Origin of the sequence: Clostridium sp. HBUAS56017, assembly GCF_007115085.1 — a bacterium.
In the GTDB taxonomy this organism is placed as follows: Bacteria; Bacillota; Clostridia; order Clostridiales; family Clostridiaceae; genus Clostridium; species Clostridium cibarium.
The window spans coordinates 25,416-34,533 of the sequence record NZ_SULK01000031.1 but is presented as its reverse complement, the minus strand read 5'-3'; the positions used below and the strand labels follow the sequence as shown (position 1 = coordinate 34,533).

The window sequence follows — 9,118 nt, the reverse complement described above, 5'->3', positions numbered from 1 at the left end:
TCATATTTCCTAGACTCATTTATAATTTCATCCTTTGCATCCAACTTACTTCCTCCCATATATAATTAGCTTGCTCTCACACTAAGCATAAATTACTCTTTTCTAAACATTCTCTATAGTGGTTTTTATTTCACATTTATAGAAATGCACATATAAGTATACTATAAAATTGAATAATTTTCTTCTACTTTCCCCATATTTTTCTATAAGTCGCCTTTCCTCTACAATTTCTTATGTTTTCATAATTTTATTATCTTTTTCACTCAAATTGAAATGACTTAACAACAGTACTTGTCCTTTCTTTAAAGGATTTTGATATTTTATCTATATCACTACATATCTTTTTAAGTGAGCAGCTTGTGCAATCACTTAATATTTCCTCATCCAAAAGAGAACAAACAATTTCATCATCATAATTGCTGTTTCTAATAGCTAAAGCTATCTCCTTCCTATCATAGCTTTTAAAATCCTCTGACCTAAATTTGATTTCATCTTCCATTTAAAATTCACTCCTCCTAAAATTTTTTACTCATAAAAGATATATAACTTTTCCTAAAAAAACTCATTATAATCGCAAAAAATTCTCCAAAGGCGCATTTTACCAGCATATTCTTAAGAATACAAGAATATTAGAATATTTCCATAAAAGAATATTAGAATATCTACTTTTTTTACATATATCTTTAAGGAGGAGGTGAATTTATGGGGAGAAAAAAAGAATTTGTTATGAGCAAAGATGATTTAGCTTATGAGGAGCTAGAACACCAATGTTTTAGTGATGGTTTTATTGAACCTAAAGGAAAATGTGTAGCAGCCTTTAACTTTTCAGAAGATGCTGATATTATATCTACACCTAATGAAGCTATAATTTCTCCTAACGCCAATGAAATTTATGATAACAGGAGAACACCAGGTGCTAATGGCTCTGCTCCACCTATTGATGGAGAATTTTTAGATGTAAAAAGAACTTATATGCTAAGGGCTTCTACTGTTAGAAAGATTAATGAACTTAAGAGTATTCATCCTGACTTAAATGCCTTCGTTAGCATTATAGTAGATACAGCTATTACTGAATATTATGACCGCATAGTTAAATAAAATTATTTAAATTAATATAAGACTTTCACAAAATTCATAATATAACTTAACTAAGGAGGTGATTTTATGGAAGTTAATAATTTTATAGGTTTAATAGGCAATGTAGGTTTTCCTGTAGCAGTTTCAGCTTACTTACTTATTAGACTTGAAAAACAAATCAATGGCTTGTCTTCATCAATTAATAAGCTTAATACAATTATTTCTACAAAGCTTGGAGTTGTTATTGATAATGATGATAATAATGCAGCATAATCTAAAGGGTAATAAACAAAAACCATGCTTATTACCCTTTATAATTTAATCAAATAATTTCGTAGTCAAATAATCAAAAGCTTACCTAAATTAATCTAATTGCATTAATAGCAACACCAAAAACTCCAATCAATGAAATTACTGTGCCCCACTTTTTTCCTTTTTTCTTTAAATAAAATCCAACAAATAGAAGAATCACTCCAATTACTAGGCTAGCAATAGTACAATACATTACTAACTGTGGATCCATATTACTTAAAAGGATATTATCTAGCTTTTCCTTCATTTAAAATTTCTCCTTATTCTATATTTTTTATCATATTTGTTTTTTTCCATTTTATCACATGAAATAATCTACCACAATATTTACCATCAGAATCCATAATATATGAATCTAATAAAAAAAGAAAATTTTGTTGCTTACTCGGTTTTTTAGTGAGTTTTGTATATATCTTATATGAAAACGCAGGAAAGGGGGAAAACAAAATGGCAGTTACTAAAACTATTAGCTCTTCTTCTCTACAAATAGAGATAGAAAGTGGCAAAGATTCTTCTGGTAACACTACTTACAAGAAAAAGACTTTTTCTAATGTAAGAACTGATGCAGCTTCTCAAAATGTTTATGATGTAGCTACTGCAATTAAAAATGTGTTAAATGTTAAAACTAGAGATTTCTTTGTTTCAGAATCTTCAACTTTAGTTAGTGCTTAAGCTAACTTAAAATCATAAGAAAGGAGGATAATCTATGGAATATATCTTATCTTTAACATTTGTTTGTGCTAATGGCCAAAAAACTTCTCTAAGTATAGAAGGGGTTAAGGGAACAATAACTCAGGCTGAGGCAAGTACTTTAATGGATACTATTATAGCTAAGAATATTTTCTTAACTAAGAATGGTGCCTTAACTGGCAAATCTGGAGCTACTTTAACTCAGAGACAAGTTACTAAACTTGATGTAGCTTAATTAAAAGGGATGTCCTATTTATCTAGGACATCCTTTTTCATGTATTTTATATTCAAAACTCTTAGATAACTTAACCATTTCTTCTGAGGATTCTTCCATTCCATTTAATAACCAGGTTTTTATTACAGAAATATATCCATCTATGATAAAGGTACCAAGATACTTTATTTGATTATCCGATAATGATCTTAAATGAGGTGACCATAGATAGCTATACTGCTCCTTAATTGAGTTACTTAACCTGTCCCAAAATGTGCTTCCTGTATTAGGGTTAAGAAGTACTATTAACAATTCATAATTGTTACTGATGCATTTGTAAATTGAAAGCAAAAAATCATATTGATCCTTTATATCATGATTTGTATATGCAGAAAAAAGTATATTGAAAAGTTCATCCTATAAATGCATTAATAAATCATATGGAGTTTTATAATGTAGATAAAAAGTTGCTCTGTTGATATCTGCCATTTCAGATAGCTCACGAACAGAAATTTGATTTATATTTTTAACTTTTAACAGCTCTATTATTGCCTTTTTCAGTTGGTTTTGGGTACGTCTATATCTTCTATCTTTCATCATATAATTACTCCTAAATTAACAAGGTATTAATATCTTTATACATTTCCCTTTTTATTTTATCAGGATCAGATATTAAAGAATCATTTTTGTTAAAAATCATTGTCATTCTAGTATTCAAATCATATTTATCCCATTTCTTCATACCATTTAAAGTAGGGACACCAGTATGAGCAAACTCCCCCCAATACCTGCGCATACGTAACCCTAAAGCGGCTGCATTTTTAGAACTACCAAAATATACTGGCACTTTAAATGCAGCTAAATTTCCAAAAAGCATTGGCACTTCAACGGCATGGCAAGCCTTAAGTCCAAGAAATCTTAATATAAGAGAATAATAATCCATACGATAAACATATACATCATTATGCTTACAGTATTTTTCAACAAGGCGTATTTCAGGTATTGTGTACATGACATCTGTTGTAATTTCAGCAAATGCTTTTATAGATGGATACTTTTTATATTTCTTAAATAGCTCTTCACGTCTCACTTCATCTACCTTATGTAATAATCCATCTGTTATAGTTGGCTTTTTTAAGGCTGATTCTTTAAAAAATCGTGAAAATAAATTTGCTTCATCATGATTAGTTCCAACTAAGAGTGGCTTTCCTATATTTTTGAACTCTGCCTTTGAAGGAAGAACTGGTAGAAAGTCTAAATCAACCACTGGGCAGAAAGTGCAACGACCAAAATAATTGGTATGTACATAATCATCTAATTTTATAGCTGCATCCATTAATTCTGAATATTCAAGATTTAATAAGTCTTTTATATGATTTTTATCAATACCTGCTAATTTTAGAAACTCAGAAGCTATTTCTTCTCCTTCCTCAGGTGTATAGAAAGATTCTATGCAGCTACTTTGTACAATTGCTTTATGAAAATATGGTGATGCTTCAGGTATTACTAATAATGCTAGTACACTAGCACCTCCTGCTGATTGCCCAAATATTGTAACATTTTCAAGATCTCCTCCAAAATCACTAATTGTACTATGAATCCATTTTAATGCTGCTAATTGATCTTTTAAGCCAAGATTATCTTCAAAATAAGAGTCAAAATTTGAAAGGTTAAGAAACCCAAAAACATTCAACCGATAACTAATTGATACTATAATACAGCCAGTATCACGCGCCAGTATTTCTCCATCATAAATACTTTCTGCACCTAAGGAATCTTGTCTACCGCCTCCGCCTTTGGCATAACTGCCGCCATGAATCCACATCATTACAGGTAAAGGATTATTATTATCTGTATCAGGAACCCAGATATTTAAATATAAACAATCCTCACTTAAATTGTTGAAATTCTTTTCTTTAGACACTTGAATAGGATTCTTCTCAAATTTTGTAGCATCTCTTACCCCACTCCAACTCTCTGGAGGCTGTGGAGATTTGAAACGAAGTTCTCCAATAGGAGCCTTAGCATATGGTATTCCTAAAAAACAACTTACCTGTTTTTTTACCATTCCCTTTACTACTCCATACTTTGTATTAACCTTAATACTCATCTATATTCTCCTCCATCCCCCACTATATTAATAACTATCACTCATTCAATTTAGCTAATTTGTATTGATTATATTATCTTTTATGATGCTAGACAATATGCAATTTGCTTTAAAAGTGTTATTTAAACACCACTTTTCATCGATTTGTAAATTAGTTAATTAAAACATTAAGTATTTAAAGCAAAATGTTCATATGTTATAATACAAGCAAAGTTTCACAAAAGACTAAGAATAGGAGTAAAAAATTATGTCTATAGATATAAAAAAATTATTTTCCCTACTTGTGTTACTAGCTTTAGTCCTTGGCTCAACCGATGAATTTATTTATGTTAAAAATCAGTTCTTTTCATTTGTCTCAGAAACAACAACTTTTCCTTTTGATCTAATTTTAGAAGTTTTATTTATAGTTCCAGTTGCAATAGTACTTATTTCTGCTTTGGTTTGGATACTTAAAAGCCTAAAAACTTGTTTTATTAAGAAAGATTAACTTTTTAAAGATTATATCTATGGTACAATATACTATATATTGTAAATATTTATATTATATAGGGAGTTTTGGCTATGAAAGATAAAATCAAAGAAATTTTTATAAATCTCGGTGCAGATCTTTGTGGTGTTGCGAGCGTTGACTTATTTGTTAATTCACCAGAAGGGTTCCACCCTAAAGATATATTTTCTGATTGTAAATCAGTTATTGTTTTTGCAAAGAAAATACCAAAAGGTTTAGCAAATGTAAATCCAAGAATAGTTTATAGACAATTTAATAATGTAGCTCTTACCGAAATAGATAGAATTGCATACTTAGGTTCTAATGAACTAGAAAAAATACCTAATGCTATTGCTGTACCAATTCCATGCGATAATCCATATGATTATTGGGATGAAGAAAACTTGGAAGGTAAAGGAACACTTTCTATGAAACATGCTGCTGTGTTAGCTGGAATAGGAACACTTGGTAAGAATACATTGCTATTAAATAGTAAGTACGGAAATATGCTTACCCTTGGTGCTGTTTTAACTAACTTAGATCTACCATCTGATCCTCCAGCTAGGGATATATGTCTAAAAGGCTGTAGAATATGCATTGATAACTGCCCAGGTAAGGCTATAAATGAAAATCATGTAACTCAAAAGAATTGTAGAAAATGTGCTTATGGAAGTAATGATAGAGGCTTATGGGTTGTAAATTGTAATAAGTGCAGAATTAATTGTCCAATGTCTTTGGGTCTATAAATAAGTACTTTTGAAAGGATGATATTTATGCATGTTCTATCTATTCTTTATAAATTAGATATCCTCCATCAACAGGAATTTCAGTTCCTGTCATATATTTTGCTTTATCAGAAGCTAAAAAAACAGCAACATTAGCTATATCTTGTGGTGAAGCCATGTGACCAAGTGGAATTAATCCTTCTAATCTTTTTCTTCTTACTGGATCTTTAAAAAATTTCTCTGAACCTTCCGTAAAAGTACGACCTGGTTTTATAGAATTAACATTAATTCTATAAGGAGCTAATTCTACTGCCATTGATTTAGTCAGTGCTGTAACAGCTCCTTTAGCAGAAATGTAGGCTGATAAATTCGATGTAGCTAAATCTGACCTCATGCATGAAATATTAATAATTGACCCTTGCTTATTATTTTTAACCATCCACTTCGCCACAATTTGCCCCCATAGAAATACACCTTTTAGATTTACATCAATTGTTCTTTCCCATTCTTTTTCATCCATTTCTAAAAAAGGTACTTTTTGCATTACAGCAGCTGTTGATACAAGCACATCAACTTGCTTAAATTCTGAAATGCATTTTTCAAATCCAGCTTTTACATCTTTTGAATTACTTACATCACCACAATAATAACTTGCATCATAAACTTTAAACTCTTTATTAATTACTGTATTTAATTTATCTAGATCTTTATCAAATAGAAAAATTTCATAATTTAATTTAGCAAATTCTAATGCAATAGCTTTCCCAATACCAGATGCTCCTCCTGTGATAATTGCAACATACTTTTTCATAATCAATTTTTCCTTTCCGTCTCTATATGAAAAATACTTTTCCTCTATACAATTTAAAATTTTGATTTATAAAAGAATATTTATGAATTACTTAATTTCTTAGTCTCTTTTGAGATTTCATACCAATAATTATCTGCTTTATATAACATACTTAGTAAGATACTTTCAACATGCCCCTTTAATTGTTCTTTGCTAACTTCCATACAACCAAATCCTTGGTTATAGTTTACTAATAATACCTTATATTGTAAAGCAACCCCAGTTATTTTTTGTTATTTAAGCATAAATAGAAAACAATACACATATTATCTAATAAGCTTTGTTTTTTACTTATTTACCACTTTAAATAAACCAAGGATGTCCATTTTGTATATGGACATCCTTTTGGTTTAAGTTAACTATTCAATATGCTTAATTTCTAATTCCAAACTCTAAGTCTCCAACTCTCCATTTCCCATTATCAATAAATTCAACCCTTAAAGTTTTTCTAAGCTTAGCTACCTTTATAATGGATATATTCCTGCCTTCTAAACCATAACTATTAAAATAATTAATAATAAATCTATTAAAAAAACTCTTTTCTTCCTCTTTTAATTTAAAATATCCCTCAATTTGATTAACCTTAACTCCGTAAATATAAAATAGATCATCAAGGGTTCTAAGCTTATAATCTTCTAAGCCCCTTTCTGCATATATTCTTTCTAAAGCAAGTTTATTCATTGCATATTTTCCTTCTTTCTTAAGCCTTAAGCCTATAATTTATATTCTTGTCTTCAGGAATCTCAACCAAATAATCCTTACACATCTCATATATCCTAGAGCCTATAGCTTCATCAAAAGCTAACAACTTTTCTATAGTAAATTCACTACTTATTATAATAGGAAGATAATTAAGATACCTGTAATTAATTATTTCAAACATTATATTAACGTCTGTTTCACTTATCTTCCCCTTGTATAAATCATCAATAACAAGCACTTCACACCTTGCATATTTATAGATCAGTTTTTTATATACAGAATCATTTATGATATTTTGCTTTATCTTTGTTACTACGTCTCTATAAGGCATGTACACAGTCTTATGATTCCTATTTATTAAATTAATGGCTAAAGCTATGGCTAGGTGAGTTTTTCCACTTCCAACCTGACCACATAGTAAAATGCTGTTTTGCCTTGAATGTTGGTTTTTTTGAAAGTTATTAGCATAGGCAATAGATATGGATTTAGCCTTTTTTATAACTTGATTCCATTCCTTAAAGTTTCCAAAGGTTTGAGTTGATTTTTCTAAGTTAATACCTGCTTTTTTCCACTGCAAATTTAATTTTTCTTTTTCCCTACACTCACAGCTTCTTGCAACTTCTCTTCCATCTTCTTTTACCAATATCCAGCCACTATCCCTGCATTTTGAGCATTTATATGAGTTCACTCTCTGCAATTCTCCGTTCTTCATCTGAGAGTTCTCTAGCTTCTTTTGGTTTAAAGTCCTTAAATTTTTCACTAGCTCTAATGCTGCATTCTCCTTTTCCATTGCCCTTCCCCTCCTTTGGATATCCTTCTTTAGCCCAATTTCTTAGTATGCCATTTACATAAGTCATATTTATCTTTTTTACTTCCATGGCCTTATCTATGGCCATCTTTACATACTTTTCTCCAAAGGTATCAATGGCTATAACTATGCTTTCATGACCAAATATGCCTACTTTTCCCGTTATCTTTTCGTAGTAGGCAATTAATTTTAAGGCTTCCTCAGATATTTTTTCTATTCTTCTCTTTTCCTTTTTTACCTCTTCCATGGCTACAATATTATTCTCATTCTCTTTATCTAATTCTTTATTCTCTTTCTTACTCTCTATCTGCTCCGTAACAGTTACATCACTACCATCATTTAAAACGTCACTTGCCTTAGATTCTTCTTTCTTTTTCTTTTCTCTGTATTTTTGCATACGTTTTTTACTTTGCTCACGTACCCTTTCCATTCCCTCTACATTTTGATGTTTTTCCCAATTAATTATCTTTATATAATTTTTATCGTTTATGTCTATCATCTCATATTTTACTAATGTAGCTAAAGCGTTTTCTACTAAAGATTCAGATATTCCAAATAATATACCCAGCATTTCATTTGTGTATGGCATGTCCTTGCTAAAATAAATATACCCACTATCATTTGTTTTTCCTGCCTGTACTAATAATCTTATCCAGACATTTATAATAGTCTCCTTGTTCTCCATAGCTTCTATAAGCCTTAGTTTATTACTTTCAAACATATTGGTATTGATTTTAATCCATTTAACCTCACACATTTTTTCACATCCTAACATAAATTAGATTACCAAAATTTTCACCTTCAAAAGCTAATATATTTTCTGTAATCAATTTTGTTTTTTTCACAATAACTAATGACTTTGCTTAAGAATTTTCTCCCCCCATGACTACTTCCGTTTATCACCCTACATAATGTGCTTTCAGAAATTTGCAGCTTTCTTGCACAAGCCTTTCTACTTCCTGAAAAGCATTCATCAATAAATCTTTTTACCCCATTTTCTTTCTCCATTTTCCCTACACCTCTTTTATATTTTTTTAAATTACATAATAGTTAAATTAATTCATTTATGAAATTATTATAAACAGAGATTTCATGGAATGCAAAAACTTTTTAGTAAAATTATGTAACTTTTTCTTGCATAAT

General features: G+C 29.9%; 17 protein-coding genes. 6 read left to right on the top strand and 11 right to left on the bottom strand.

Going from position 1 to position 9,118, the window contains the following annotated elements; all coding sequences use genetic code 11:
• Positions 1-259: 259 nt before the first annotated feature.
• Positions 260-499, bottom strand: a complete 240-nt coding sequence (locus tag FAY47_RS18475) for a hypothetical protein (RefSeq protein WP_143318405.1) — start codon at positions 497-499, stop codon at positions 260-262.
• Positions 500-702: 203 nt separating this feature from the next.
• Here FAY47_RS18475 and FAY47_RS18470 point away from each other — a divergent pair, with 203 nt between their 5' ends.
• Positions 703-1,098: a hypothetical protein gene (locus FAY47_RS18470; RefSeq protein WP_143318404.1), complete on the top strand. Its 396-nt coding sequence runs from the start codon at positions 703-705 to the stop codon at positions 1,096-1,098.
• A gap of 66 nt (positions 1,099-1,164) precedes the next feature.
• Positions 1,165-1,350 carry a YvrJ family protein gene (locus FAY47_RS18465; protein ID WP_143318403.1) on the top strand — a complete coding sequence of 62 codons (186 nt, stop codon included), beginning with the start codon at positions 1,165-1,167 and terminating at the stop codon, positions 1,348-1,350.
• An 85-nt stretch (positions 1,351-1,435) separates the two neighbouring features.
• Here FAY47_RS18465 and FAY47_RS18460 read toward each other — a convergent pair whose 3' ends face one another.
• Positions 1,436-1,636: a hypothetical protein gene (locus tag FAY47_RS18460; RefSeq protein ID WP_143318402.1), complete on the bottom strand. Its 201-nt coding sequence runs from the start codon at positions 1,634-1,636 to the stop codon at positions 1,436-1,438.
• A 200-nt stretch (positions 1,637-1,836) separates the two neighbouring features.
• Between FAY47_RS18460 and FAY47_RS18455 the strand changes: the two genes are divergently transcribed.
• Positions 1,837-2,061 (top strand): DUF1659 domain-containing protein, encoded by a 225-nt coding sequence (locus FAY47_RS18455; RefSeq protein WP_143318401.1) that lies wholly within the window; start codon positions 1,837-1,839, stop codon positions 2,059-2,061.
• Between the two features lie 34 nt (positions 2,062-2,095).
• Positions 2,096-2,314, top strand: a complete 219-nt coding sequence (locus FAY47_RS18450) for a DUF2922 domain-containing protein (protein ID WP_143318400.1) — start codon at positions 2,096-2,098, stop codon at positions 2,312-2,314.
• Between the two features lie 18 nt (positions 2,315-2,332).
• Here FAY47_RS18450 and FAY47_RS18445 read toward each other — a convergent pair whose 3' ends face one another.
• The 3 genes from FAY47_RS18445 to FAY47_RS18435 all read right to left on the bottom strand — a co-directional run bounded on the left by FAY47_RS18445 (position 2,333) and on the right by FAY47_RS18435 (position 4,403).
• On the bottom strand, positions 2,333-2,644 hold the full coding sequence (locus FAY47_RS18445; protein ID WP_185966901.1) for a TetR-like C-terminal domain-containing protein: 312 nt from the start codon (positions 2,642-2,644) through the stop codon (positions 2,333-2,335).
• A gap of 66 nt (positions 2,645-2,710) precedes the next feature.
• A complete protein-coding gene (locus tag FAY47_RS18440) occupies positions 2,711-2,890 on the bottom strand; it encodes a TetR/AcrR family transcriptional regulator (protein ID WP_207706266.1) in 180 nt (59 codons plus the stop codon).
• A 13-nt stretch (positions 2,891-2,903) separates the two neighbouring features.
• Positions 2,904-4,403 (bottom strand): carboxylesterase/lipase family protein, encoded by a 1,500-nt coding sequence (locus FAY47_RS18435; RefSeq protein ID WP_143318397.1) that lies wholly within the window; start codon positions 4,401-4,403, stop codon positions 2,904-2,906.
• Between the two features lie 247 nt (positions 4,404-4,650).
• On the opposite strand from FAY47_RS18435, the gene FAY47_RS18430 reads away from it, so the two are divergent.
• Entirely contained in the window at positions 4,651-4,890 is a 240-nt protein-coding gene (locus tag FAY47_RS18430) for a hypothetical protein (protein ID WP_143318396.1), read from the top strand.
• A 74-nt stretch (positions 4,891-4,964) separates the two neighbouring features.
• Positions 4,965-5,636 (top strand): epoxyqueuosine reductase, encoded by a 672-nt coding sequence (locus FAY47_RS18425; RefSeq protein ID WP_143318395.1) that lies wholly within the window; start codon positions 4,965-4,967, stop codon positions 5,634-5,636.
• A 40-nt stretch (positions 5,637-5,676) separates the two neighbouring features.
• On the opposite strand, the gene FAY47_RS18420 is transcribed toward FAY47_RS18425, so the two are convergent.
• The 6 genes from FAY47_RS18420 to FAY47_RS18400 all read right to left on the bottom strand — a co-directional run bounded on the left by FAY47_RS18420 (position 5,677) and on the right by FAY47_RS18400 (position 8,983).
• Complete coding sequence (locus tag FAY47_RS18420; RefSeq protein WP_143318394.1) at positions 5,677-6,426, bottom strand: SDR family oxidoreductase; 750 nt, start codon at positions 6,424-6,426, stop codon at positions 5,677-5,679.
• 80 nt (positions 6,427-6,506) lie between these two features.
• Entirely contained in the window at positions 6,507-6,629 is a 123-nt protein-coding gene (locus FAY47_RS21255) for a hypothetical protein (protein WP_279232181.1), read from the bottom strand.
• A gap of 208 nt (positions 6,630-6,837) precedes the next feature.
• Entirely contained in the window at positions 6,838-7,146 is a 309-nt protein-coding gene (locus FAY47_RS18415) for a hypothetical protein (protein ID WP_143318393.1), read from the bottom strand.
• Between the two features lie 19 nt (positions 7,147-7,165).
• Positions 7,166-7,879, bottom strand: coding sequence for an ATP-binding protein (locus tag FAY47_RS18410; RefSeq protein WP_143318392.1), 714 nt, complete (start codon positions 7,877-7,879; stop codon positions 7,166-7,168).
• On the bottom strand, positions 7,842-8,732 hold the full coding sequence (locus tag FAY47_RS18405; RefSeq protein ID WP_185966900.1) for a phage replisome organizer N-terminal domain-containing protein: 891 nt from the start codon (positions 8,730-8,732) through the stop codon (positions 7,842-7,844). The genes FAY47_RS18410 and FAY47_RS18405 overlap by 38 nt, the downstream gene beginning before the upstream one ends.
• 44 nt (positions 8,733-8,776) lie before the next feature.
• Positions 8,777-8,983, bottom strand: a complete 207-nt coding sequence (locus FAY47_RS18400) for an XRE family transcriptional regulator (protein ID WP_143318390.1) — start codon at positions 8,981-8,983, stop codon at positions 8,777-8,779.
• Between the last annotated feature and the right edge of the window lie 135 nt (positions 8,984-9,118).

Coding starts and splice junctions, on each gene's coding strand:
- FAY47_RS18475 (WP_143318405.1), bottom strand. CDS start 499: ATGGAAGATGAAATCAAATTTAGGTCAGAGGATTTTAAAAGCTATGAT.
- FAY47_RS18470 (WP_143318404.1), top strand. CDS start 703: ATGGGGAGAAAAAAAGAATTTGTTATGAGCAAAGATGATTTAGCTTAT.
- FAY47_RS18465 (WP_143318403.1), top strand. CDS start 1,165: ATGGAAGTTAATAATTTTATAGGTTTAATAGGCAATGTAGGTTTTCCT.
- FAY47_RS18460 (WP_143318402.1), bottom strand. CDS start 1,636: ATGAAGGAAAAGCTAGATAATATCCTTTTAAGTAATATGGATCCACAG.
- FAY47_RS18455 (WP_143318401.1), top strand. CDS start 1,837: ATGGCAGTTACTAAAACTATTAGCTCTTCTTCTCTACAAATAGAGATA.
- FAY47_RS18450 (WP_143318400.1), top strand. CDS start 2,096: ATGGAATATATCTTATCTTTAACATTTGTTTGTGCTAATGGCCAAAAA.
- FAY47_RS18440 (WP_207706266.1), bottom strand. CDS start 2,890: ATGAAAGATAGAAGATATAGACGTACCCAAAACCAACTGAAAAAGGCA.
- FAY47_RS18435 (WP_143318397.1), bottom strand. CDS start 4,403: ATGAGTATTAAGGTTAATACAAAGTATGGAGTAGTAAAGGGAATGGTA.
- FAY47_RS18430 (WP_143318396.1), top strand. CDS start 4,651: ATGTCTATAGATATAAAAAAATTATTTTCCCTACTTGTGTTACTAGCT.
- FAY47_RS18425 (WP_143318395.1), top strand. CDS start 4,965: ATGAAAGATAAAATCAAAGAAATTTTTATAAATCTCGGTGCAGATCTT.
- FAY47_RS18420 (WP_143318394.1), bottom strand. CDS start 6,426: ATGAAAAAGTATGTTGCAATTATCACAGGAGGAGCATCTGGTATTGGG.
- FAY47_RS21255 (WP_279232181.1), bottom strand. CDS start 6,629: ATGGAAGTTAGCAAAGAACAATTAAAGGGGCATGTTGAAAGTATCTTA.
- FAY47_RS18415 (WP_143318393.1), bottom strand. CDS start 7,146: ATGAATAAACTTGCTTTAGAAAGAATATATGCAGAAAGGGGCTTAGAA.
- FAY47_RS18410 (WP_143318392.1), bottom strand. CDS start 7,879: ATGAAGAACGGAGAATTGCAGAGAGTGAACTCATATAAATGCTCAAAA.
- FAY47_RS18405 (WP_185966900.1), bottom strand. CDS start 8,732: ATGTGTGAGGTTAAATGGATTAAAATCAATACCAATATGTTTGAAAGT.
- FAY47_RS18400 (WP_143318390.1), bottom strand. CDS start 8,983: ATGGAGAAAGAAAATGGGGTAAAAAGATTTATTGATGAATGCTTTTCA.